The organism is Paracoccus salipaludis (genome assembly GCF_002287065.1).
Taxonomy (GTDB): Bacteria; Pseudomonadota; Alphaproteobacteria; order Rhodobacterales; family Rhodobacteraceae; genus Paracoccus; species Paracoccus salipaludis.
In genome coordinates this window covers 98,186-122,134 of record NZ_NSJZ01000006.1, presented here as the reverse complement: position 1 = coordinate 122,134, position 23,949 = coordinate 98,186, and the positions used below count along the sequence as shown (strand labels likewise).

Annotated in this window: 18 protein-coding genes, 1 other RNA gene and 1 pseudogene; 13 read left to right on the top strand and 7 right to left on the bottom strand. The window is 70.7% G+C overall.

What is annotated here, in order from left to right; all coding sequences use genetic code 11:
* Position 1: 1 nt before the first annotated feature.
* Together CK240_RS09475 and CK240_RS09470 are read right to left on the bottom strand one after the other, a co-directional pair.
* Positions 2–346 (bottom strand): YbaB/EbfC family nucleoid-associated protein, encoded by a 345-nt coding sequence (locus CK240_RS09475; protein ID WP_095640097.1) that lies wholly within the window; start codon positions 344–346, stop codon positions 2–4.
* A 4-nt stretch (positions 347–350) separates the two neighbouring features.
* Positions 351–2,129 (bottom strand): DNA polymerase III subunit gamma/tau, encoded by a 1,779-nt coding sequence (locus CK240_RS09470; protein WP_095640096.1) that lies wholly within the window; start codon positions 2,127–2,129, stop codon positions 351–353.
* Positions 2,130–2,299: 170 nt separating this feature from the next.
* On the opposite strand from CK240_RS09470, the gene nudC reads away from it, so the two are divergent.
* Positions 2,300–3,217, top strand: coding sequence for an NAD(+) diphosphatase (nudC, locus tag CK240_RS09465; protein WP_240517357.1), 918 nt, complete (start codon positions 2,300–2,302; stop codon positions 3,215–3,217).
* A gap of 293 nt (positions 3,218–3,510) precedes the next feature.
* Here nudC and ffs read toward each other — a convergent pair.
* Positions 3,511–3,607: signal recognition particle sRNA small type (ffs, locus tag CK240_RS09460), an RNA gene on the bottom strand.
* 135 nt (positions 3,608–3,742) lie between these two features.
* Between ffs and CK240_RS09455 the strand changes: the two genes are divergently transcribed.
* Positions 3,743–4,201 carry an SRPBCC family protein gene (locus CK240_RS09455; protein WP_095640094.1) on the top strand — a complete coding sequence of 153 codons (459 nt, stop codon included), beginning with the start codon at positions 3,743–3,745 and terminating at the stop codon, positions 4,199–4,201.
* A 10-nt stretch (positions 4,202–4,211) separates the two neighbouring features.
* Here the strand turns inward: CK240_RS09455 and CK240_RS09450 are convergent, their stop codons facing one another.
* Entirely contained in the window at positions 4,212–5,120 is a 909-nt protein-coding gene (locus CK240_RS09450; protein ID WP_095640093.1) for a prephenate dehydratase, read from the bottom strand.
* A 183-nt stretch (positions 5,121–5,303) separates the two neighbouring features.
* Between CK240_RS09450 and CK240_RS09445 the strand changes: the two genes are divergently transcribed.
* The 6 genes from CK240_RS09445 to CK240_RS09420 all read left to right on the top strand — a co-directional run bounded on the left by CK240_RS09445 (position 5,304) and on the right by CK240_RS09420 (position 13,111).
* Positions 5,304–5,840, top strand: coding sequence for a c-type cytochrome (locus tag CK240_RS09445; protein WP_095640092.1), 537 nt, complete (start codon positions 5,304–5,306; stop codon positions 5,838–5,840).
* Between the two features lie 181 nt (positions 5,841–6,021).
* Positions 6,022–7,923, top strand: coding sequence for an extracellular solute-binding protein (locus CK240_RS09440; RefSeq protein WP_095640091.1), 1,902 nt, complete (start codon positions 6,022–6,024; stop codon positions 7,921–7,923).
* A 28-nt stretch (positions 7,924–7,951) separates the two neighbouring features.
* On the top strand, positions 7,952–9,028 hold the full coding sequence (locus CK240_RS09435; protein ID WP_095640090.1) for a microcin C ABC transporter permease YejB: 1,077 nt from the start codon (positions 7,952–7,954) through the stop codon (positions 9,026–9,028).
* On the top strand, positions 9,025–10,131 hold the full coding sequence (locus tag CK240_RS09430; RefSeq protein WP_095640089.1) for an ABC transporter permease: 1,107 nt from the start codon (positions 9,025–9,027) through the stop codon (positions 10,129–10,131). The genes CK240_RS09435 and CK240_RS09430 overlap by 4 nt, the downstream gene beginning before the upstream one ends.
* 173 nt (positions 10,132–10,304) lie before the next feature.
* Positions 10,305–11,891, top strand: a complete 1,587-nt coding sequence (locus CK240_RS09425) for an ABC transporter ATP-binding protein (protein WP_205957805.1) — start codon at positions 10,305–10,307, stop codon at positions 11,889–11,891.
* Positions 11,888–13,111: a glycosyltransferase family 4 protein gene (locus CK240_RS09420; RefSeq protein ID WP_095640088.1), complete on the top strand. Its 1,224-nt coding sequence runs from the start codon at positions 11,888–11,890 to the stop codon at positions 13,109–13,111. Before CK240_RS09425 ends, CK240_RS09420 begins: the two co-directional genes overlap by 4 nt.
* On the opposite strand, the gene CK240_RS09415 is transcribed toward CK240_RS09420, so the two are convergent.
* From CK240_RS09415 to CK240_RS09405, 3 genes are all read right to left on the bottom strand, one after another.
* On the bottom strand, positions 13,108–14,022 hold the full coding sequence (locus tag CK240_RS09415) for an AEC family transporter (protein ID WP_095640087.1): 915 nt from the start codon (positions 14,020–14,022) through the stop codon (positions 13,108–13,110). The two genes, CK240_RS09420 and CK240_RS09415, sit on opposite strands and share 4 nt — an antisense overlap.
* Positions 14,023–14,274: 252 nt before the next feature.
* The gene (locus CK240_RS09410; protein WP_095640086.1) at positions 14,275–15,036 is read right to left on the bottom strand and encodes a hydroxypyruvate isomerase family protein; all 762 of its coding nucleotides are present in this window, start codon (positions 15,034–15,036) and stop codon (positions 14,275–14,277) included.
* Complete coding sequence (locus CK240_RS09405; protein WP_095640154.1) at positions 15,037–15,588, bottom strand: DUF1285 domain-containing protein; 552 nt, start codon at positions 15,586–15,588, stop codon at positions 15,037–15,039. It lies immediately after the preceding gene.
* Positions 15,589–15,662: 74 nt separating this feature from the next.
* Between CK240_RS09405 and CK240_RS09400 the strand changes: the two genes are divergently transcribed.
* From CK240_RS09400 to CK240_RS09375, 5 genes and pseudogenes are all read left to right on the top strand, one after another.
* Complete coding sequence (locus CK240_RS09400; protein WP_095640085.1) at positions 15,663–16,664, top strand: AAA family ATPase; 1,002 nt, start codon at positions 15,663–15,665, stop codon at positions 16,662–16,664.
* An 8-nt stretch (positions 16,665–16,672) separates the two neighbouring features.
* On the top strand, positions 16,673–17,560 hold the full coding sequence (locus tag CK240_RS09395; protein ID WP_095640084.1) for a DUF58 domain-containing protein: 888 nt from the start codon (positions 16,673–16,675) through the stop codon (positions 17,558–17,560).
* Positions 17,557–20,366, top strand: a pseudogene (locus CK240_RS09390) (DUF4159 domain-containing protein). Before CK240_RS09395 ends, CK240_RS09390 begins: the two are co-directional and overlap by 4 nt.
* A complete protein-coding gene (locus CK240_RS09380) occupies positions 20,363–22,480 on the top strand; it encodes a hypothetical protein (RefSeq protein ID WP_095640081.1) in 2,118 nt (705 codons plus the stop codon). The pseudogene CK240_RS09390 and the gene CK240_RS09380 overlap by 4 nt, the downstream one beginning before the upstream one ends.
* A gap of 17 nt (positions 22,481–22,497) precedes the next feature.
* On the top strand, positions 22,498–23,931 hold the full coding sequence (locus CK240_RS09375) for a D-alanyl-D-alanine carboxypeptidase (RefSeq protein WP_205957801.1): 1,434 nt from the start codon (positions 22,498–22,500) through the stop codon (positions 23,929–23,931).
* Positions 23,932–23,949: the final 18 nt, after the last annotated feature.

The window sequence follows — 23,949 nt, the reverse complement described above, 5'->3', positions numbered from 1 at the left end:
GTCAGAACGGCAGCTTCATGCCCGGCGGCAGGCCCATGTCCCCGGCCAGCCGCTGACCCTCGGACTGCGCCCGCGCCACGGCCTTTTCCTGCGCGTCCTTGATCGCGGCAAGGATCAGGTCCTCGACCACCTGCTTTTCGGACGGCACGAAGATCGAGGGGTCGATTTCCAGTCCCTTCAACTCGCCCTTGGCATTGGCGGTCGCGCGGACCAGCCCGGCGCCGGCCTCACCGGTCACGGTCATGGTTTCCAGCGTCTTCTGGAACTCCTCGACCTTGCCCTGCATGTCGCGGGCGGCGGCCATCATCTTGCCCAGGTCGCCGATCCCGCCGAAGGGGTTCTTCATCGTCTTACTCCTCGTCCTCGAAGGGATCCCATTCCTCGACTGCCGCGACCGCCCCCTGCGAGGTGCCGTGCAGGTCTTCCGCCTCGTCATCCGCCGGCGGCGGGGTCTCGTCGCGGATCGCCTTGAAGCGCGCGCCCGGAGCCGCGGCGAAGATCGCGGCGATCACGGGGTTCTTCATCGCCTCGGCCTCGGCAGCGGCACGGACCGCAGCCTTCTGTTCGCTGATCGTGGGACCGCCGCCCTGGTCCACGACCGACACGGCCCAGCGCGCGCCGCCGGTCCAGCCGCGCAGGCGCTCGCCCAGGCGCTGGGCGAGGTCGCGCGGGGCCTCAGGCGTCGGCTGGAACTCGATCCGGCCGGGGGCATAGCGAACGAGGCGGATGTGGTCTTCCACCTGCGTCAGCAGGATCATGTCGCGCATCCGCCGGACGAGATCCACGACCGAGGTGAAATCGGGATAGGACGCCAGGGCGTCCGCCGCGATCTGAGGCTCGGGGGCAAGGGCGATGGCGCCGCCCGCGGCCATGCGGGCGGCAGGCGGCGCGGACATCTGGTGGCTGGGCGCGGCATGGGTCGGGGCGCGCTGCGCCTGCATGGCGGGGCGCGAAAGCTCGCCCGCGGCCTGTCCCGCCTGAACGCGGCGGATCAGCGCCTCGGGGTCGGGCAGGTCGGCCACATGGGTCAGGCGGATGATCGCCATTTCCGCCGCCATCATGGCGTTCGGCGCGGCCGAGACCTCCTCCAGCCCCTTCAGCAGCATCTGCCACAGGCGGGTCAGGGCGCGCATGGGGATGCGTTCGGCCATCTCTCGGCCACGGGTGCGTTCGTCGGGGCCGATGGTGGGATCATCCGCCGCGTCGGGCGTGATCTTCACGAGGCTGACCCAGTGGGTGATCTCGGCGAGGTCGCGCAGGACCGCCAGCGGGTCCGCACCCTCGGCATATTGCGACTGCAGTTCGGCCAGCGCCTCGGCCGCCGCGCCGCGCAGGATCATGTCGAAAAGGTCGAGCACCCGGCCTCGGTCCGCCAGCCCCAGCATCGCGCGGACCTGCGGCGCGGTGGTTTCCCCCGCGCCGTGGCTGATCGCCTGATCCAGCAGCGAGGTCGCGTCGCGGGCCGAGCCTTCCGCCGCCCGCGTGATCAGCGCCAGCGCGTCGTCGGAGATCTCTGCGCCCTCGGCCGCCGCGATCTTGCGCAGCAGGGCGATCATCACCTCGGGCTCGATCCGCCGCAGGTCGAAGCGCTGGCAGCGCGACAGAACCGTGACGGGAACCTTCCTGATTTCAGTCGTCGCGAAGATGAACTTCACGTGCGGCGGAGGCTCTTCCAGCGTCTTCAGCAGCGCGTTGAAGGCCGAGGTGCTAAGCATGTGCACCTCGTCGATGATGTAGATCTTGTAGCGCGCCGAGGCCGCCCGATAATGAACGGATTCAATGATCTCTCGGATGTCGTTCACGCCGGTTCTGGACGCGGCGTCCATCTCGAGCACGTCCACGTGGCGGCCCTCGGCGATGGCCACGCAATGTTCGCAGACGCCGCAGGGGTTGGTCGTGGGCCCGCCGGTGCCGTCGGGGCCGATGCAGTTCATGCCCTTGGCGATGATCCGCGCCGTGGTCGTCTTCCCTGTCCCCCGGATGCCCGTCATGATGAAGGCCTGCGCGATGCGGTCCGCCGCAAAGGCGTTCTGCAGCGTGCGAACCATGGCGTCCTGGCCGACCAGATCGGCAAAGGTTTCCGGCCGGTATTTCCGGGCAAGCACCTGATAGGCGGGGGTGTCGGGCATTCGGTCCTCGTCTGACCGGGGGAATGTAGGCGGCGGGGCGGGCAAGGGCAACGGTTGCGAGAACGCCCGACCTGTGGCGGGCGCGCCTCCAGCGGGGATATTTCGGGGACAGAAGTTGTTGGCTTTGCCGGCCCGCGGCGGCAGGGTGGCGCCGCAGGATGGGGGCAGGGATGGAACTGGCATTTTCGGGCGGAGGCCTGGACCGCGCGGCGGACCGGCGCGGCGGGGACGACTGGCAGAAGGACGCGCTTGTGCTGCCGGTCTGGCGCGGCAAGGTCTGCCTGAACGGCGACCGGCTGGTGCGGCTTGCCCCCGGTCACCCGGCGCTGGCGGACGCGGCCGAGCCGGTCCTGCTGGGCTTCGACGGCACGCAGGCGGTCGCGGCGCGGGACATTTCCGCCTGGACGCCCCCTTCGCTGCCCGAGACGCAGATGTTCTTCGACCCGACCGAGCAGGTCCATCCCGACATCGAGGGGGGCCGCTTCGTCGAGCTGCGCGGTGTCATGTCGCGGCTGTCGCCGATCGACGCCGAACTGTCCGCCACCGCCCGCGCGCTGACCGGCTGGCACGTCAGTCACCGCTTCTGCGCGGCCTGCGGCCAGCCCTCGCAGCCGCGCCAGTCCGGCTGGCAGCGCGTCTGCCCGGCCTGCGGCACCGCGCATTTCCCGCGCACGGACCCGGTCGTCATCATGCTGATCACGCACGGCGACCGGGCGCTGATCGGCCGATCCCCCGGCTGGCCCGAGGGAATGTATTCCTGCCTCGCCGGCTTTATCGAGCCGGGCGAGACCATCGAGGCCGCTGTCCGCCGCGAGGTGCTGGAGGAAACCGGCATCCGCGTCGGACCGGTGCGCTATGCGATCAGCCAGCCCTGGCCGTTTCCCGCCTCGCTGATGCTGGGCATGACAGGCGAGGCGGAGAACGAAGAAATCGTTCTGGACCCTGCCGAACTGGAGGACGCGCGGTGGGTCGACCGCGAGGAGCTGGCGCGCATCATGGACGCCACGCACCCGAGCCTGCGGGCGCCGCGCGCCGGCTCCATCGCCGGATGGCTGCTGGCAGGATGGGTGAGCGGCGGCGCGACGTGAGGCAATCGGACCGTCCGGGGTTTCCGCCGAACCCGGCCGTCAAGCGCCCGATCCTTCCGGTCACGGACGCGATCGGCAGGGCGGGTTGTTCTCGGAACTGGTGATGATCGGGGAAGGGCGCCCATCCCGAGATGCGCGATGTCGTGCGGCACGGACGATGCCGGTCGGAAGGCGGCGGTCGCCGAGACGCGGCTTGAGGCAGGCCATGGGCAGACCTGCAATGCCCGGCATCTTCACGATGCCGGACGGGTCCCGAGCCCGGTGAACGTCACGCCAGAGTGCCAAGGGGAAAAGGTGAGAGGCTGGACAACGACCCAAGCGGGGCTCGTTACGGCTGCTTCCTTCCGGACCTGACCGGGTTGGCGAGGCGCCTGCCCGCGCCAACCTCTCGACCGGACAGATACGGCAGGGCGCGGCACAATGCAAGCCCATGCAAATCTTGCCCGACAATCGTAGGTTGCCTTGTAACATCTTCTGTCGCCGGATAAGACGCGCCGGATTTTCAAGGCTCGTGATGGACGCACAATGAAGTTTTCACTGCGCCAGGATACCGGACTCTCCGCAGACCAGCTTTTCGACGCGATCAGCGACTTTTCCAGGATGGAGCGGATGCTGGTCCGGCGCGGCGCGGCCGTCCGGAGGGTGGACCCTGCGCATGAGCCGGGCGCCGGGATGGCCTGGGACATCGCCTTCGACCTGCGCGGCAAGCGGCGGGAACTGCGGCTGGACGTGGCCCAGTTCGACCGCCCCGAGAAGATCGTGATCCGGGGTCTTTCCGAGCCGCTGGACATCGCCATCGAGATGACCGTGATCGCGCTGACCCGCAGCAAGTCGCGCCTGATGTTCGAGGTCGAGGTCAAGCCGCGCAACATGCGCGCCCGGCTGATGCTGCAAACGGCCAAGCTGGGCAAGGCGCAGCTGGACCGCAAGTTCGCCGACCGGGTGAGCAAGTTCTTCGGCGACCTGACCACCCGCCGCGCCTGAAGGAACGTGCCTAGCGGCCCGCCCCCTGTTCGGCGCGCAGCGGGTCGGCAGGATACACGCCCAGGATCGTCAGGACCGAGGTGAAATAGCGCAGCTCGTCCAGGGCGCGGGCGACGGCGGGATCCTCGGGATGTCCCTCGATGTCGGCGTAGAACTGAGTCGCGGTGAAGTTGCCGTTCACCATGTAGCTTTCCAGCTTGGTCATGTTGACGCCGTTTGTCGCAAAGCCGCCCATGGCCTTGTACAGCGCCGCCGGGATGTTGCGGACGCGGAAGACGAAGCTCGTCAGCATCTTCTCGTGCCCGTCCCGGTTGGTGCGCCGGGCATAATCGGGCTCGCGCGACATGATCAGGAAGCGCGTGGTGTTGTTCTGGCGATCCTCGATCTGCTCGGCCAGGCTGTCCAGCCCGTAGATCTCGCCTGCCAGCGGGCTTGCCAGGGCGGCGCGCTGCGGCTCGCCCGCCTGGGCCACCATCAGGGCGCTGCCCGCCGTGTCCGGGCCCGTGATGGTGCGGATGTTGTGGCGGCGCAGGAAGTTGCGGCACTGGCCGAGAAGAACCGTATGGCTCATCGCCTCGGTGATGTCTTCAAGCCGCGTGCCGGGGACGCCCAGAAGGCTGATGTGAACGCGAACAAAAGTCTCGTCCACGATATGCAGGCCCGATTCCGGCAGCAGGTGGTGGATGTCGGCGACGCGCCCGTAGGTCGAGTTCTCGACCGGCAGCATGGCCAGCTCCGCCGCACCCGAGCGGCAGGCCTCGACCGTGTCCTCGAAGGTGGCGCAGGGAAGTGCCGCCATCCCCGGGCGGGCGCGGCGGCAGGCCTCGTGCGAATAGGCGCCCGGCTCGCCCTGGAAGGCGATCTTTCCGCTGACGGCCGTTCCGGGAAGGGAAGCGACGGAAGGGGAAAGGTCGGTCATCAGGGCACCTGCGGCGGAAAAGGCGCCACTCCGGGCGCGCATCGGGGGATGAGAAATGCCGGCGTCACGGGGCGAAGCCCCGTCCCGCAATCGGCGGACGCGGCCGAACTATACCTTGAACCGGCAAAGTGAAAGCGGATAGATAGCGCGCAGATCAAAGCTGCGACCGCAAGGAAATACGCCATGTTCAACACGATGACAGTGACCAAGACGGCCGCCGCGCTGATCGGCTCGCTGCTGTTCCTGCTGCTGGTCTCGTGGTTCGCGTCATCGTTGTATCACGTGGGCTTCTCGGGCCACGTGGCCGAGGGCGAGGAGATCCCGCAGGCTTATCGCATCCCCGTCGAAGGCGGCGAGGACGCGGGCGCCGAGGAAGCGGCGGCCGAGGAAGGCCCCGACTTCGCCACGCTGCTGGCCTCGGCCGATGCGGCGGCGGGGGAAAAGGCCTTCGGCAAGTGCAAGTCGTGCCACAAGCTTGACGGCAACAACGCGGTCGGCCCGCACCTGGACGGCGTGGTGGGCCGCGACGTCGCCTCGGTCGAGGACTTCAGCTATTCCGACGCGATGGCCGCGCACGAGGGCGCCTGGACGCCCGAGGAACTGAACGCCTTCATCACCAACCCGAAGGAGCATGTTCCCGGCACCAAGATGGCCTTTGCCGGCATCAAGAGCGCGGAAGAGCGCGCGAACCTGGTCGCCTATCTGCAGACGGCGAACTGATCCGGCAGCTTTCGGGGGAACTTCGGGCGCGGGGGCAACCCCGCGCTTTTTTCTTGCGCGCCGCATCGTGCCACCCGTCACAATGCCGACAGGCGGCTTGCGAGGTGCGGCGGCGGTGCCGTAGCGTCCGACCGATGGTCGGCCGGCTGCCCGGCACGACGCAGGCAGAAGGGGTCGGCGCATGGGCATGAAACGCAATCTGGTTCTGGCGACGGCCCTTGCGATATCGGCGACGCAGGCGCCCGCGCAGGCCCCGCAGCCTGTCGCGACCGCTCCTGCTGCTGCCGCGCCGGTCGCCTCGGCCACCACGATCTCGCACGGCGTCGGCACCTTCGACGCGCTGCGCCTGCCCGCCGACTTTCCCCATCTGGCCTACGTGAACCCGGACGCGCCCAAGGGCGGCGAGATCAGCGAATGGGCGGCGGGGGGCTTCGACAGCTACAACCCCTTCACGGTCAAGGGCCGGGCCGCCGCGCTGTCCACGGTGATGCTGGAAAGCCTGATGGAGGGCACCGCCGACGAGATCGGCGCGGCCTACTGCCTGCTCTGCGAAACGGTGGAATACCCGGAAAGCCGCGACTGGGCGGTCTTCACCCTGCGCGAAGGCATCACCTTCTCGGATGGCACGCCCATGAGCGCGGCCGACGTGCTGTTTTCCTATGAAACGCTGCGCGACAAGGGGCTGTCCTCCTTCCGCGCGGTGATCGCGCAGATGGTCGCCTCGGCCGAGGTGCTGGACGACCGCCGCATCCGCTTCACCTTCACCCCCGACTATCCGCGCCGCGACGTGATCCAGGCGGTCGGCGGGCTGCCGGTCTTTTCGCGCGCGGATTTCCAGGCGAACGGCCGCGACATCGCGGAAAGCTCGGACCGGCCATTTGTCGGCTCGGGTCCCTACATGTTCGACAGCGCCGACATGGGCCGCTCGGTCAGCTGGAAGCGCAATCCCGGCTATTGGGGCGAGAACCTGCCGATCAACCGGGGCCGCCACAATTTCGACCGCGTCCGCATCGAGTATTTCGGCGACTATGATTCGGCTTTCGAGGCCTTCAAGGCAGGCGCCTATACCTTCCGCAACGAGGCTTCCTCCATCCACTGGGCCACGCGCTACGACTTTCCCGCCTTCAGCAGCGGCTGGGTGAAGAAGGAGGAGTTGGAGGACGGCAACATCGCCAGCGGCCAGGCCTGGGCCATCAACCTGCGCCGCCCGCAGTTCCAGGACCCCCGCGTGCGCGAGGCGATCGGGATGGTCTTCAACTTCGAATGGTCGAACGCGACGCTGTTCTACGGCCTTTACGAGCGCATCACGAGCTTCTGGGACAACAGCCCGCTGAAGGCCGCCGGGATGCCCAGCGAGGCCGAGCTTGCCCTGCTGGAGCCGCTCCGCGCAGACCTGCCGCCGCAGGTCTTCACCGCGGAAGCCGTCGTGCCGCCCGTCAGCGGCGAGCGGCAGATGGACCGCGGCAACCTGCGCCGCGCTGCCGCCCTGCTGGAGGAAGCGGGATGGACCATCCCCGAGGGCAGCCGCGACGGCATCCGCCGCAATGCCGAGGGCCAGCCCCTGCGGGTGCAGATCCTCAACGACTCGCAGACCTTCGACCGCGTGATCAACCCGTGGGTGGAAAACCTGCGGACGCTCGGCATCGATGCCGTCAACGAGCGGGTTGACGATGCCCAGCTCGAGGATCGCAGGCGCAACCACGACTTCGACGTGATCACGGCCCAGTTGGGGCAGGACCCGATCCCGGGATCGGGGTTGCAGCAGTATTTCGGCTCGAAGTCGACGGACGACGTGTTCAACGTCATGGGGCTGGCCAACCCGGCGGTGGACCGGCTGATCTCGCACATCGAGGCCGCCACAACGCAGGAAGAGCTGAACACCGGCGTCCACGCGCTGGACCGGGTGCTGCGGGCGATGCATTTCTGGGTGCCGCAGTGGTTCAAGGCCAAGCATACCGTGGCCTATTGGGACATGTTCGCCCATCCCTCGACGATGCCGCCCTATGCGCTGGGTGAGCTTGATTTCTGGTGGTATGACGCGGATAAGGCGGATGCGCTGAGAAAAGCCGGGGCGATCCGCTAACCGGCCGCAGGCGCGGGCAGGGAATCCGATGGGCGCATATCTTCTGCGGCGGCTGCTGCTGATCATCCCCACGCTGATCGGCATCATGCTGGTCAACTTCACCCTGACGCAATTCGTCCCCGGCGGCCCGATCGAGCAGATCGTGGCCCGCGTCCAGGGCGAGGGGGATGTCTTCCGCAACATCGCCGGTGGCGGCGACGCAGGGCAGGGCGCATCCACCGAACGTTACGCCGGGGCGCAAGGGTTGCCGCCCGAGTTCATCGCCGAACTGGAACGCGAGTTCGGCTTCGACAAGCCGCCCGTCCAGCGCTTTCTGTCGATGATGTGGGACTACCTGCGCTTCGACTTCGGCGAGTCCTGGTTCCGGTCCATCTCGGTCGTGGACCTGGTGATCGAGAAGATGCCGGTGTCGATCACGCTCGGCCTCTGGTCCACGCTGCTGGCCTATCTGATCTCGATCCCGCTGGGCATCCGCAAGGCGGTGCGGGACGGCACGCCCTTCGACACTTGGACCTCAAGCGCGATCATCGTGGGCTACGCGATCCCCGGCTTCCTGTTCGCCGTGCTGCTGATGGTGCTGTTCGCGGGCGGCAGCTATTGGCAGATCTTCCCGCTGCGGGGGCTGACCAGCGACAACTGGGAAAGCCTTTCGGCCTGGGGCAAGGTCAAGGACTACCTGTGGCACATCACCCTGCCGGTGGTCGCCTCGACCATCGCCAGCTTTGCCACCCTGACACTGCTGACCAAGAACAGCTTCCTCGACGAGATCAACAAGCAGTATGTCATGACCGCCCGCGCCAAGGGGCTGACCGAGCGGCGGGTGCTTTACGGGCACGTCTTCCGCAACGCGATGCTGATCGTGATCGCCGGCTTCCCGGCGCTGTTCCTGGGCGTGTTCTTCGGTTCTTCCATCCTGATCGAGACGATCTTCTCGCTGGACGGCCTCGGCCGCCTGGGCTTCGAGGCGGCGGTGCAGCGCGACTATCCGGTGATCTTCGGCACGCTCTACGTCTTCGGCCTGATGGGCCTGCTGGTCGGGATCATCTCGGACCTGACCTATGTGCTGGTCGATCCGCGCATCGACTTCGAAAGCCGCGCCGGATGAGCCTGTCGCCCCTGAACCAGCGCCGCTGGCGCAACTTCCGCCGCAACAGGCGCGCCTTCTGGTCGATGGTGATCTTCGCCGCGCTGTTCGTGCTGTCGATGCTGGCCGAGGTCATCGCCAACGACAAGCCCATCGTCGCCAGCTATCGCGGAGAGCTGTATTTCCCCGCCTACCGCTTCTACCCCGAAACGGCCTTCGGCGGCGACTTCGGGACGGAAGCCAACTACACCGATCCGTCGGTCGAATGCCTCATCATCTCGGGCGGGCGCGAGGAATGCTGGGACGAGCCCGAGGACACCATCTCCGAGGCCCGCAGCGCCGGCACCGTGAACGGCGAGGAAATCCAGCGCGGCTGGACCCTCTGGCCGCCGATCCCCTATCATTACCGCACGATCAACAACGTCGGCACCGCGCCCTCGGCGCCCGATGCCGCGCATTGGCTGGGCACCGACGACACCGCGCGCGACGTCCTGGCCCGCGTGATCTACGGCTTCCGGCTGTCGATCCTGTTCACGCTGATCGTCACGGTCATCGCCTCGGCCCTGGGCATCGCGGCGGGGGCGGTGCAGGGCTATTTCGGCGGGCGCACCGACCTGATCTTCCAGCGGCTGCTGGAAATCTGGGGCTCGACCCCGTCGCTTTACGTCATCATCATCCTGTTTGCGATCCTCGGACGCAGCTTCTGGCTGCTGGTCTTCGTCTCGATCCTGTTCGGCTGGCCCGCGCTGGTGGGCGTCGTCCGGGCCGAGTTCCTGCGCGCCCGCAACTTCGAATATGTCCGCGCCGCGCGTGCGCTGGGCGTGAACGACCGCACCATCATGTTCCGCCACATCCTGCCCAACGCGATGGTGGCGACGCTGACCATGCTGCCCTTCGTGGTGACAGGCACGATCTCCAGCCTCGCAGCGCTGGACTACCTGGGCTACGGCCTGCCCGCCTCGGCGCCCTCGCTGGGGGAACTGGCCTTGCAGGCCAAGCAGAACCTGCAGGCGCCGTGGCTGGGCTTTGCCGCCTTTTTCACCTTCGCCATCATGCTGTCGCTTCTGGTCTTCATCTTCGAAGGCATCCGCGACGCCTTCGACCCGCGAAAGACCTTCCGGTGAACGATCCCCGCAATCCCGCGGCCCCGCCCGCCGCGTCCGTTCCCCCGGTCATCCCGGCCGCTGGTGAGGCCGCTGCCGTCCCGGTCCAGGCCCCCCGCCGCGCGGACGGCGCACTCCCCGCCGGATCGCGGGCAGAGCCCCGGCCCCAGGCCGACGCCGATGCCGTCCTCGACATCCGCGACCTGCGCATCAGCTTCGTCAACGAGGGGCGCTCGACCCCCGCCGTCAAGGGCGTCAGCTTCACGGTGAAACGCGGCGAGACCGTGGCGCTGGTGGGTGAATCCGGGTCCGGCAAGTCGGTCACGGCGCTGGCCACCGTGCGGCTGCTGGGCGCCTCGGCCCAGATCGAGGGCAGCGTCCTCTACCAGGGCACCGAGATGATCGGCGCGCCCGAGGAAAAGCTGCGCGCCGTGCGCGGCAACGACATCAGCTTCGTCTTCCAGGAGCCGATGACCTCGCTGAACCCGCTGCACACGCTGGAACGTCAGATCGGCGAAAGCCTTGCCCTGCACCAGGGGCTGACCGGCGCGGCGGCGCGCGCCCGGATCGTGGAACTGCTGACCCGCGTCGGCATCCGGGACGCCGAAAGCCGGCTGGCGGACTATCCGCACCAGTTGTCCGGCGGCCAGCGGCAGCGCGTCATGATCGCGATGGCGCTGGCGAACGGGCCGGAACTGCTGATCGCGGACGAGCCGACCACCGCGCTGGACGTGACGATCCAGGCGCAGATCCTCGACCTGCTGGCCGAACTCAAGCGCGACGAAGGGCTGTCGATGCTGTTCATCAGCCACGACCTCGGGATCGTGCGCCGGATCGCGGACCGCGTCTGCGTCATGCAGGGCGGCGAGATCGTGGAACAGGGCCCCGTCGAGCAGATCTTCCGCAACCCCCGGCATCCCTACACGCGCAAGCTGCTGGCCGCCGAGCCCAAGGGCATCGCCGAGCCCATCGACCCTGCCGCGCCCGAGATCGTCTCGACCGAGAACCTGCGCGTCTGGTTCCCGATCAAGCGCGGCTTCCTGCGCCGCACCGTGGGCCACATCAAGGCGGTGAACGCCGCGACCCTGCGCGTCCGGGCGGGCGAGACGCTGGGGATCGTGGGCGAATCCGGGTCCGGCAAGACGACGCTGGCGCTGGCGATCATGCGGCTGATCGAAAGCAATGGGCCCATCGTCTACATGGGCCGCGACATTTCCGCCTTGCAGGGCCGGGGCCTCCGCCGGCTGCGCCGCGACATGCAGATCGTCTTCCAGGACCCCTTCGGCAGCCTCAGCCCCCGCATGACCGTGGGCCAGATCATCGCCGAGGGCCTGGGCGTCCACGGCGTCGAAAAGGGCCGCGACCCGCGCGAGATGGTGGCCGGGATCATGGCCGAGGTCGGCCTCGACCCCGCCTCGATGGACCGCTATCCGCATGAGTTCAGCGGCGGCCAGCGGCAGCGCATCGCCATCGCGCGGGCCATGATCCTGCGACCCAAGGTGGTGGTGCTGGACGAGCCGACCAGCGCGCTCGACATGACCGTGCAGGTCCAGATCGTCGAGCTTCTGCGCGATCTTCAGCGCCGCCACGGGCTTGCCTTCCTGTTCATCAGCCACGACCTGCGCGTGGTCCGCGCGATGAGCCATCAGATCATGGTGATGCGCGCGGGCGATGTGGTGGAACAGGGCACGACCGCGCAGGTCTTCGATGCCCCCCAAAGCGACTACACCCGCGCGCTGATGGCGGCGGCCTTCCACGACAGCAAAGACCGCCCGGCGTGAAGATCCTTTTCGTTCACCAGAACTTTCCCGGCCAGTTCCCCCATCTTGCCCCGGCGCTCGCCGCCCGGGGCCATGACGTGCTGGCGATGACGGACGAAGGGAACCAGCGTCCCAGCCCGGTGCGGGTGGTGAAATACGCCAAGCCCCCGCAGGTCACGACCAGCAACACCCTGGGCCGCACCTATGCGGAGATGGCCGAACGAGGCTGGCTGGCCGCTCGGGGCGCGCGGGCGCTGAGGGATCGCCACGGCTACGCCCCCGACGTGATCTTCGGCCATTCCGGCTGGGGCGAGACGCTGTTCCTGCGCGAGATCTGGCCCGAGGCGAAGCTGCTGGTCTATGCCGAACTGATGTACCGCACGCGCGGCCAGGACGTGGGCTTCGACCCCGAGATCAGCCCCGGCACGGACGAGGCGCGGGTCCGCACGGTGGCCCGCTCGGCCCACCTGATCCAGGGGCTGGTGCAGGCGGATGCGGGACTGTCGCCCACGCGCTATCAGGCCGACAGCTTCCCGCCCGAGTTGCGGTCCAAGCTGACCGTCATCCACGACGGCATCGACACCGAACGCGTGCGGCCCGATCCTGCGGCCACCCTGGCGCTGCCCGATGGCCGCGTCCTGCGCGCGGGCGACGAGGTGCTGACCTATGTCTCGCGCTCGCTGGAACCCTATCGCGGCTTCCATGTCGTCATGCGCGCGCTGCCCGCCGTGCTGGCGGCACGGCCGCAGGCGCAGGTGGTGCTGATCGGGGGCGATGGCGTCAGCTATGGCGGCAAGCCGTCGGACGCCGAAAGCTGGAAGGCCAAGATGCTGGCCGAGGTCGGGGACCGCCTGCCGCTCGACCGCGTGCATTTCCTCGGCCGCGTGCCCTATGGCACCTACCTGTCCACGCTGCAGGTGTCGCGCGTCCACTGCTACCTGACCTATCCCTTCGTGCTCAGCTGGTCGCTGACCGAGGCGATGTCGGCGGGCTGCCTGATCGTCGGCTCGGACACCGAGCCGGTGCGCGAACTGATCCGGGATGGCGAGAACGGCCGCCTTGTGCCGTTCCACGACCGGGCCGCGCTGGAGGCTGCCCTGATCCGCGCGCTGGAAGGGGACCCGCAGGCCGGGCGCCTGAAGGCGGCGGCGCGGGCGACGATCACCAGCAGCTATGACCTGAAACGCCACAGCCTGCCGCGCCTGACCGAGTGGGTCGAAAGCTTCGGTCCCCGGGCCTAGAGCAGCAGGGCCAGGACCAGCGGGATCGCCGCGACGGCCAGCACCGTCTGGACGGCGGTGATGCCCGCCATCAGCGGCGCGTCCCCACCCAGCTGCCGCGCGAGGATGTAGGAGGACGAGGCCGTCGGCAGCACCTGGAAGACCAGCGCCGTCACCAGCGCTTCGCCGTCCAGCCCGGCCAGCAGGGCCACGGCCATGGTTGCCAGTGGCATCGCTCCGAACTTCAGCACCGAGGCGATGGCGACCGGGCGGACCCAGCGCCGCGCACCCGCGAACTCCAGCGCCGCGCCCACGCACAGAAGCCCCAGCGGCAGCGAGGCCGCGCCCAGGGACCGCAGCGCGGGTCCGATCCCCGGCGGCATCTGCAACCCTGCCGCCTTGGCCGCAATCCCGGCCACCGAGGCCACGACCAGAGGATTCGTGGCAAGCTGCCGCGCGACCCCGCGCAGGCCCAGCCGCACGGTGCCGTGGCGGGCAAAGACCAGCACGCAGAGGATGTTGACCGTGGGCACGATCACCGCGTTGCAGATCGCCGCCAGCGCGACGCCGTTCTGCGGGAACAGCCCCGCGGCCAGCGTCACGCCGACATAGTTGTTGAACCGGATGCTGCCCTGGAAGACCGAGGTGAAGCCCGGCCCGTCCATCCCCATCAGCGGCCGCAGCACCACTGCCAGTGCCGCCACCCCCAGGATCGCCGCGACCAGCGTGAAGGTCAGCGCCGCGATGGGCAGCGCCTCGGTGTCGGCGGTGACGAGCCCGTGGAAGAACAGGCTTGGCAGCAGGATGAAGTAGCTGAGCCGTTCCGCCTGGGGCCAGAAGCGGTCGTCCAGAAAGCGGCGCCGGCGCAGCAGGAACCCCAGCGCGATCAGCAGGACGACCGGCGACAGGGCTGCAAGAACCTGAGCCGTCATGTACGCGGCCCGGAACCGGCGACGCGGGAAAGGGCCAGGGCAGGGGGTGTGGGCGTGGCGAGGATGTCAGATCCGTGGCGAAGGCATCCGTCTGGGGACGGCATCGCGGAAGGCGCCGCGCACCCGAGGCGCAGCTGTCCCAAAGGGCGATGCGTGCGATGCCCGGCGGTCCGGGCCCCCGGCTCGATCGCCCGGCCGGACATGTCGCTCGCAGGATGCGTGCTTGCCGCGCGCCGTGCCTTCACGGCCGCCCTATGCCCCGCCCTCGCGCAGCCAGCGCAGCCCGGCCTCGGTCGTGGTGGCGGGCATGTATTCCGCCCCCACCCAGCCGCGATAGCCCGAGGCATCCACACGCCGGAAGAACTCGGCGAAGTTGATCTCGCCGCCCTTGGGCTCGTGGCGGCCGGGCGCGCCCGCGATCTGGATGTGCCGGACGCGGGCGGCATGGCGGTCCCAGCAGGCGATGACATCGCCAGTGATCTGGTGGGCGTGGTAGGCGTCGAACTGCAGGCCGAGGTTCGACGCGGCCACCTCGTCGATCAGCTCGGCTGCCTGATCGAAGCCGGCCAGGAAATAGCCGGGCATGTCGCCGGGGTTGATCGGCTCGACCAGCAGGCTGGCATGGGGCGCCCGCGCGCAGGCCCAGCGCAGGTTCTCGACAAAGGTCCGGCGCGCGGCCTCGCCCTCGGCCCGCCCCGCCATCACGTGGATGTGGCGGCAGCGCAGCGCCTGGGCAAAGCGCAGGGCGCGGTCGAAGTCGCGGCGGAACCGCTCCTCTCCGCCGGGGATGGCCGCGAAGCCGCGGGGACCGCCGGCCCAGTTCGGGGGAGGGGTGTTCATCAGAACGAACTCGACCCCCGCGGCCTGCGCGGCCGAGGCAAGCTCGGGCGCGGCGAGGTCATAGGGGAACAGCACCTCGGCGCCCTCGAACCCGGCACGGCGGGCGGCGGCGAAGCGTTCCAGCATCGGCAGTTCCGTGAAGAGGAACGTCAGGTTGGCGGCAAAGCGCGCCATTCAGGCCTCCAGCACGAAGGTCGCCCCGTGCGAGCGCAGGGTCAGCCGCCCGAGTTCATCGGGCTGTGCGGCCTCGGCCAGCCGATAGAAGGTCTTGCGGTCGATCAGGGCGTCAAGGCCCCTGCGGACATGGACATAGGGGCGGGGGGCGCCGTCCCGCTGCTCGACCCGGATGGGGTTGTCCGGACCGGCCACGACCACCTCGCCCACGTTCGTCGTGAAGCGGATCTCGTCCGCGTCGATGTCCGCGTCCACCGCCAGGAAGGGCGCGTCCGCGACCCGGATCCCCAGCTTCTCGACCGGCGTGACAAGGAAGAACCTGTCCCCTTCGCGCTTGAGCACGGACGCGAACAGCCGCACCATCTCGGGCCGGCCGATGGGCGTGCCCTCGTGGATCCAGCGGCCGTCGGGCAGGATCTCGAGGTCCATCTCGCCGCAGTAGGGCGGGTTCCACAGGTGGACGGGCGCGGGGCCGCGGCCTTTTGCCTGCCGCGCGGCCTCGGCGATGCTGCCGCCCCTGGTCGCGCGATCGTGCCCGGAATTTTCCCTCATGTCCGTCATTGCCAGTGGAGCCTTCCGTCGTCCCTCAATATGGTCGGGACTATAGCAGCCCCAGAGGCAGAGTCATGGCCGCAGAAGATAAACTCGTCGCGGATGCCACCCTTCTGGCCGCGCGGCTGACCGAGGCCCGCGCCAGCATCGAACGGCGCTTCGTCGGGCAGCACGAGGTGGTGGAACAGGTGCTGGCCGCGATCCTGTCGGGCGGCCACGCGCTGCTGGTAGGCCAGCCGGGCCTGGGCAAGACCATGCTGGTCGATACGCTGTCCACGGTCCTCGGTCTCGACAGCGCGCGCATCCAGTTCACGCCGGACCTGATGCCGGCGGACATCCTCGGCTCCGAGGTGCTGGACATGCGCGCCGACGGCACCCGCGCCTTCCGCTTCGTCGAGGGGCCGGTCTTCACGCAGCTTCTGATGGCCGACGAGATCAACCGCGCCAGCCCCCGCACCCAGTCGGCGCTGTTGCAGGCCATGCAGGAGGGCGAGGTCACGATCGGCGGCCAGCATCGCCCGCTGGGCCGCCCCTTCCACGTGCTGGCGACGCAGAACCCGATCGAGCAGGAGGGAACCTATCCGCTGCCCGAGGCGCAACTGGACCGCTTCCTCGTGCAGGTGGACATCGACTATCCCGACCGCGACACCGAACGCGCGATCCTGCTGGCCACGACCGGCCTGGACCGGGACCGGCCGCACGGCGTGCTGGACGCCGGGTCGCTGATCGAGGCCCAGCGGCTGGTGCGCGCCATGCCGGTGGGCGAGGGCGTGACGGCGGCGATCCTCGACCTCGTGCGCGCGGCCCGTCCCGGCAGCGCCGAGGCGCCGGGCTGGCTGGGCGACACGCTGGTCTGGGGGCCGGGGCCGCGCGCGGCGCAGGCGCTGATGCTGCTGACGCGGGCGCGGGCCGTGCTGCAGGGCCGCTTCGCGCCGACGCTGGACGACGTGGCCGCCATGGCGGCGCCCGTGCTGCGTCACCGCATGGCGCTGTCCTTTGCCGCCCGCGCGCGGGGCGAATCCGCAGATGCCGTGATCGCCCGGCTGATGGGCGAAAGCCTGCGGGCGGCCGCCTGAGCCCCGCGATGCGCCCCCTCCGGTCCAGCCGCGCCAGCGGGCCCGCGCGCGAGGACGCGGTCGCGCTGCGCCTGCGCTCCGAAACGGCCGCCGCCGGCCTGCCCGAGCTGATGCTGGCCGCCGAGCGTCTGGCCGTCACGGTCGATCCGGGCGCCCATGGTCTGCGCCGTGCGGGCACGGGCGAGGATTTCTGGCAATACCGCCCGGCCGTGGCGGGCGATCCGGCGGGACTGATCGACTGGCGCCGCTCGGCCCGGTCCGACGCGGCCTTCGTGCGCGAACGCGAGCGGCAGGCCCCGCAGTCGGCGGCGCTGTGGGTCTCGGGCGCGGCGGGGATGGGCTGGACGGGGGATCCCGCGCGGCCGACCAAGGGCGACCGGGGGCGGCTGCTGGCGCTGGCCTTGGGGCTGGTCCTTCTGCGGGGAGGCGAGCGGGTCGGCGTCGGTGCGGCCGAGGCCAAGGCGGGCCGGACGCAGGCCGAGGCGCTGGGCCGGGACCTTCTGGCCGCGCAGGACGAGCTGCCGGGCCGGGAAACGCTGCGGTCGCACCGCCGGGTCGTGCTATTCGGGGACTTCCTCGGCGATCCCGCGCCGCTGCGGGGTTTCCTCGCCGAGGCGGCGGCGCTGGGCTGTCCCGGCGCGCTGTTGCAGGTGCTGGACCCGGTCGAGGAAAGCTTTCCCTTCGGTGGTGCGGTGCGCTTCCGTTCGCCCGGCGGGGATGTCCATTCGACGCGCAACGCCTCGGGCCTGCGGGATGCCTATCTGGCGCGTTTGGCGGAACGGCGGGCCGAACTGTCGCGCCTTGCGGCGGGCGCAGGCTGGCGCTTCGGCACGCATGACACGGCCGCCGTGCCCTCGGTCGCGCTGATGTGGCTGTACGAGGCGCTCGCGCCATGATGGTGCTGGGCCCCCTGGGCTTTGCGGTGCCGTGGATGCTGGCCGCAGGCGCCGTGCTGCCGGTGCTGTGGTTTCTGCTGCGCGCCGTACCCCCCGCGCCGCGCGAGGTGGTCTTTCCCGGCACCGCGCTGCTGCTGGGGCTGGCCGACCCTGCGCCGATCACACGGCACACCCCTTGGTGGCTGCTGGTGCTGCGCCTGCTGGCGGTGGCGGCGGCGATCCTGGCGCTGGCCGGACCGGTCTGGAAGCCGGGGCCGCAAACCTCGGGCTCGGGACCGCTGCTGGTGCTGGCCGATGCCGGCTGGGCCGCCGCGCCGGGCTGGCAAGAGGCGCAGGCGCGCGGGCTCGCCGCGCTGGAGCAGGCCGAGGGGCAGGGCCGCCCCGTCGCGCTGTGGATCGCGGACGGGCAGGGCGGACGCGGCGCCGGGCCGGTCTTCGGGACCGCCGCCGAAGCCGCAGCCGCCCTGCGTGCCGCGGCGCCGCAGCCCTGGGCCACGCGCTATCCCGACGACCCCGCAGCGATGCTGGCCGAAGCACCCGCCGCCTTCGACACGCTGTGGCTGTCGGACGGGCTGGACCATCCCGGTCACGCCGGGCTGCTGGCCGCGCTGACGTCGCGCGGGGCCGTGACCGTTGTGCCGCCGCCGCGAATCCTGCGATCCCTGGCGCTGGAGGGCACGCCGCAACCCTCGCTGGTGCTGCGCGCCTCGGCGCCGGGGCCGCTGCCCGACGTGCTGGCGATCGGCCCCGACCCGCAGGGTGTGCCGCGCCAACTGGCGCGCATGACCCCGCCCGAGCCCGTGGCCGCAGGGGACGGCACCATCGCCGCGACCCTTCCCATCGACCTGCCGCCCGAGCTGCGCAACCGCATCACCCGCTTCGCCATCGAGGGCGAGGCCTCGGCGGGCGCGGTGGTCCTGGCCGACGACCGCGTGCGGCGGCGCAAGGTGGCGCTGGTGGGCGATGCCCGCACAACGGAAGGCCAGAGCCTGCTGTCGCCGCTGCACTATCTGCGACAGGCGCTGGCCCCTTCGGCTGACCTTGTCGAGGGCGGCCTGGCCGACGTGCTGCCCGCCGCGCCCGACGTCGTGGTTCTGGTCGATGCCGCCCCGGGCGCGCAGGCGGACGCCCTGGCCGACTGGGTCGACGAGGGCGGGTTGCTGATCCGCTTCGCCGGTCCCCGCGTCGCCGCGCAGGAAACGCTGGCCGACGACCCGCTGCTGCCGGTGCGCCTGCGTCCCGGCGGACGCGACGCGGGCGGCGCCCTTAGCTGGGGCGAGCCGCGCGCCATCGCGGCCTTCCCGACTGACGGGCTGTTCGCGGGGCTGTCCATTCCCGCCGACGTGACCGTGCGCGCGCAGCTTCTGCCGGAACCCGACCCCGAACTGCCGGATCGCACCCTCGTGCAGCTTGCCGACGGCACGCCGCTGGTCACCCGCGCGCCCTTCGGCGAGGGGCAGGTCATGCTTGTCCACACCACGGCCAATGCAGAGTGGAGCAACCTCGCCCTGTCCGGCCTGTTCGTGGGGATGCTGGATCGCATGGTGCAATCCGCTCGCCGCAGCCCGGCCGAGCCCGCCGATCCCGCCGAGGCCGCGCATTGGACCGCCGAACTGGTGCTGGACGGCTTCGGCCGCCCGCGAGAGCCCGAGGGCCTCGCCCCCGTGCCGGCCCCTGACTTCGTGACTGGTCCCGGCCCGCTGGCCCCGGCGGGTGTCTATGCGGCGGCCGAGCGCCGGGCGGCGCTGAACGCGGGCGGCGGTCCGCTGGTGCCCGCGGCATGGCCCGGCGCCACGGTCGAGGCGACCGGCACCGCCCCCGGCACGCCCCTGGGCGGGTGGCTGCTGGCGCTGGCGGGGATGCTGCTGGCGGCCGACGCCTTGGGCAGCGCGCTGATCGCGGGCAGCCGCCGCGGACGGAGGGCCGCGGCATGAGCGTCCGTCTGACCCGGCGCGGCTTGCTGGCCCTTGCCGCCGCCTCGCTGGCGCCGGCCATGGGACGGGCGCAGGACGAACTGGACCCGAGGCTTTCCGAGGCGGCGGGGGAAAGCGCGCTTGCCTATGTGGTCACGGGGGATCTCGAGGTGGACGAAGCCTCGGACCTCGGGCTGGCGGGGCTGACCGCCGCCCTCTGGGCGCGTACCACGGTCGAGCCCGGAACGCCCGTCGCCGTGGCGCTGGACGAGGACGACCTGTCGCTTCTCAGCTTCCTCTACTGGCCGATCACCGACAGCCAGCCGCTACCCTCGCCGCAGGCCTATGCGCGGCTGAACCGCTTTCTGCGGACAGGGGGCATGATCCTGTTCGACACGCGCGACGGCGACCTGGCGGGCACGGGCGCGCCGGGCTCGGCGCAGGCGTTGCAGCGACTGGCCGCGCCGCTGGACATCCCGCCGCTTGGCCCTGTGCCGGCCGACCACGTGCTGACCCGTGCCTTCTACCTGCTGGACGACTTTCCGGGCCGCTGGCAGGGCGCGACCGTTTGGGTCGAGGCCGCGCAGGCCAGCGCCGAGCAGGGCGCCTTCGGGCCGTCCAACGACGGCGTCTCGCCGGTCGTAATCGGCGGCAATTCCTGGGCCGAGGCCTGGGCCGAGGACGAGTTCGGCCGCCCGCGCTACGTCATCGGCTCGGGCTACGACGGCGAGCGGCAGCGCGAACTGGCGCTGCGCTTCGGCATCAACCTCGTGATGTATGCGCTCAGCGGGAACTACAAGTCCGACCAGGTCCATGTTCCCGAACTGCTGGAACGGCTGGGACGCGAGCAGGGCGAGCCGCCGCCCCTGCAGGTGCCGGGGCTGCTGCCATGACGCGGCTGGGCTTCGATCCGCTTCTGCCCTGGCCCTTCGTGGCGGCCTTGGTGGCGCTGGCGCTGCTGGCGGCCGGGCTGGCCTGGTGGCGGGGCCTGCGCGGCTGGCCGTGGCGGGGTCTCGCGGGGCTGGCGGCGGCAGCCGCGCTGGCAGGGCCGACGCTGGAAACGGGCGTGCGCCGGGGCCTTTCGGACATCGTGCTGCTGGTCGAGGACCAGAGTGCGAGCCAGTCGCTGCCGGGCCGCGCCGAACAGGCCCGCGCGGCGGCGGACGCCTTTGCCGAACGCCTGACAGCAAGGCCGGGGACCGAGCTGCGCCGCATCACGGTCGGCGACGATCCCGACGGCACGCGCCTGGGCGAGGCGATCACCCGCGCGCTGGCCGCCGAACCCGAGGCGCGCGTCGCGGGCACCATCGTCGTCACCGACGGGCAGCTGCACGACGCCCCCTCGCTGCCTGCGACCGCCCCCGCGCCGGTCCATGTGCTGCTGACGGGCCAGCCCTCGGACTGGGACCGGCGGCTGGTCGTCGAGGAAGCCCCCGCCTTCGGCCTGATCGGCCAGCCCGTGACGATCCGCCTGCGCGTCGAGGATCAGGGCGCCGTTCCCGACGAGGTCCAGGGCCGGGCCGTCACCCTGCGCGTCTCAATCGACGGCGCGCGCGAGGAGGTGGTGGCGATCCCGCCGGGGATGCCGCTGGACATCCCCGTGACGCCCGAGCATCCGGGCCAGAACGTCGTCGCCGTCTCGATCGACCCGCCCGAGGGCGAGCCGCCGCAGCTGACCGACCTCAACGATCGCGCGGCCATCCAAATCGAGGGCGTGCGCGACCGCCTGCGCGTGCTGCTGGTGTCCGGTGAGCCGCATCCCGGCAGCCGCGTCTGGCGCAACATCCTGAAATCGGACACGAATGTCGATCTGGTGCATTTCACCATCCTGCGCCCGCCGGACAAGATGGACGGGGTTCCCGTCGATGAACTCGCGCTGATCGCCTTTCCGACCGAGGCGCTGTTCGAGGAGCGGATCGAGGACTTCGACCTCATCATCTTCGACCGCTACAGCGTGCGCGGCATCCTGCCCTCCGCCTATTTCGACAACATCCGCCGTTACGTGGAAAACGGCGGCGCGCTGCTGGTGTCCTCGGGGTCCGAGGCGGCGAGCGTGGAAAGCCTGCACCTGTCGCCTCTGGGCGCGATCCTGCCGGGACGGCCGACAGGGCTCTTCCTCGACGCGCCTTTCCTGCCGCAACTGACCGGAGAAGGCCGCCGCCATCCGGTCACCGCCGCGCTGCCCGGCGCGCCCGACCCCGAACGCACGGATGCGCCCCACTGGGGCCGCTGGCTGCGGATGGGCGACGTGATCCCCGAGCCGGATGCCGAGGTGCTGATGACCGGCGACGAGGGCCGGCCGCTGCTGATCGCCAGCCGCGTGGGCGAGGGGCGGGTGGCGCTGCTGACCTCGGACCAGGTGTGGCTGTGGGCGCGGGGGTTCGAGGGCGGCGGGCCGCAGGCCGAGCTTCTGCGCCGCGTGGCCCACTGGTCGATGAAGGAACCGGACCTCGAGGAGGAGTCGCTGCAGGTCCAGCTTTCGGGCAACCTTGGCCTGATCGTCACGCGCCGGACGATGGAGGATGCGGTCGGTCCCGTGACGATCACCCAGGCCGATGGCGCGACGGCCGAACTGACGCTGGAACCTGCGGGCGAGGGCCGCTTCACCGGCCGCTGGCAGGCGCCGGGACCGGGATTGTACCGGCTGGCCGAGGGCGAGTTGTCGCGCGTCGTGGCGGTCGGCCCCAGCGCCCCGCGCGAGTTCGAGCAGACCGTCGCCACCGGCGCGCGGCTGGAGCCGCTGGCGCAAGCCACGAACGGCACGGTCCTGCCGCTGTCGGAGGGTGTGCCGGACCTGCGCACCGTTTCTGTCGAGCGGCAGGCTCATGGCGAAGGCATCCAGCGCCCCTGGATCGCCATCACCCCGCGCGAGGCCGAGGCCGTGGACGGCCTTGCCATCCGGCCGCTGCTGCCGCCCTGGGCCTGGCTGCTGCTGGTGGTGGGTCTGGCGCTGGTGGCCTGGCTGGTCGAGGCGGGCCGGGTTGGCCGTCGCCGGGTCCGGGCTTAAGACTGGGCGCCATGATAATGAAAAGACGAACGCTTCTTCTGTCCGGGCTTGCGGCTGCGACCAGCTTCGCCGCGCCCGCTTGGGCCGACCGCCCGCGCCGCAGGCCGTTGCCTTCCCCTGCGGAAATGCTGGAACGCGCCAGGCTGGGTGCGGCCGACCTGGGCTTCGTGGCCATCGACCTGCGCAGCGGCACGGCGGGGATGTCCGTCCAGCCCGACATGATGCTGCCGCCCGCGAGCACGCTGAAGACCGTGACGGCCCTTTACGCGCTGGACCGGCTGGGGGCGGGGCACCGCTTCACCACGCGCGTGCTGCGGGATGGCGACACGCTGGTGCTGGCGGGCGGGGGCGATCCGACGCTGGACACGGACGGGCTGGCGGCCCTGGCGCAGGACACGGCGCGGGCGGTGGGGGACTGGCGGCCCGCGCGCTTCGTCGTCTGGGGCGGGGCGCTGCCGCGGGTCGAGCAGATCGCGCCAGGGCAGGCGGCGCATCTGGCCTATAATCCCGCCATTTCCGGCATGATCCTCAACTTCAACCGCGTGCATCTGGGCTGGCGCTGCGAGACCGACTGCGCGCTGAGCCTCGAGGCGCGGGCCGAGGGACATTCGCCCCGCGCCTACAGCATCGCGGCGGCGGTCCGTCCCGGCGGGGGCGCCTATCTGCATGGGGCGAGCGGCGGGCGCGAGCAATGGGACATCCCGCGCCGGGGGCTGTCGGCGCGCGGCACCCGCTGGCTGCCGGTGCGCCGCCCCGAGGCCTATGCGGGCGACGTCTTCCAGACGCTCGCCCGCGCGGCCGGACTGCCACTGCCCGCGCCCGAGGTGATCGACACGGCACCCTCGGGGGCCGAGATCGCACGGCGCGACAGCGAACCGCTGCCCGCGATCCTGCACGGGATGCTGAAGCACTCGACCAACCTGACGGCGGAGGTCGTGGGGCTGGCCGCCAGCGGGGCGGACGGGCAGGTGGCCTCCGCTCAGGCGATGGCCGGATGGCTGGCCGAAACCGGCGCAGGCCCGGCGCAACTGGCTGATCACTCGGGGCTGAGCGCGGGGAACCGCATCTCGGCCGGGGTGCTGGCAAGGATGCTGGCGCGGCCCGCCGCGCGCGGGGAACTGAGGCCGCTGCTGAACGCCGACCCGTTGCGTGACGTGCTGGGCCCGGACGCGGGCGGAAGCGGGGCGGGCGGGGCGCCTTTGGTCCAGGCCAAGACCGGGACGCTGAACTTCGTGTCCTGCCTTGCGGGCTATGCGACCCTTCTGCAGGGGGCCGAGGTCGCCTTTGCCGCGCTGGTCGCGGACGATCGGCGTCGCGCGGCGACCGAGGGTCAGGACTGGCCCGAGGGAAGCCTTGCCTGGGTCAGGCGGGCGAAGCTGCTGCAACGCGACCTGGTTGCGGCAAGCGTGACCGCGCCCGAGCCGTTCCATCCGCTGCCACCGGAAATCTAGGCCCATCGGGGCATTGCA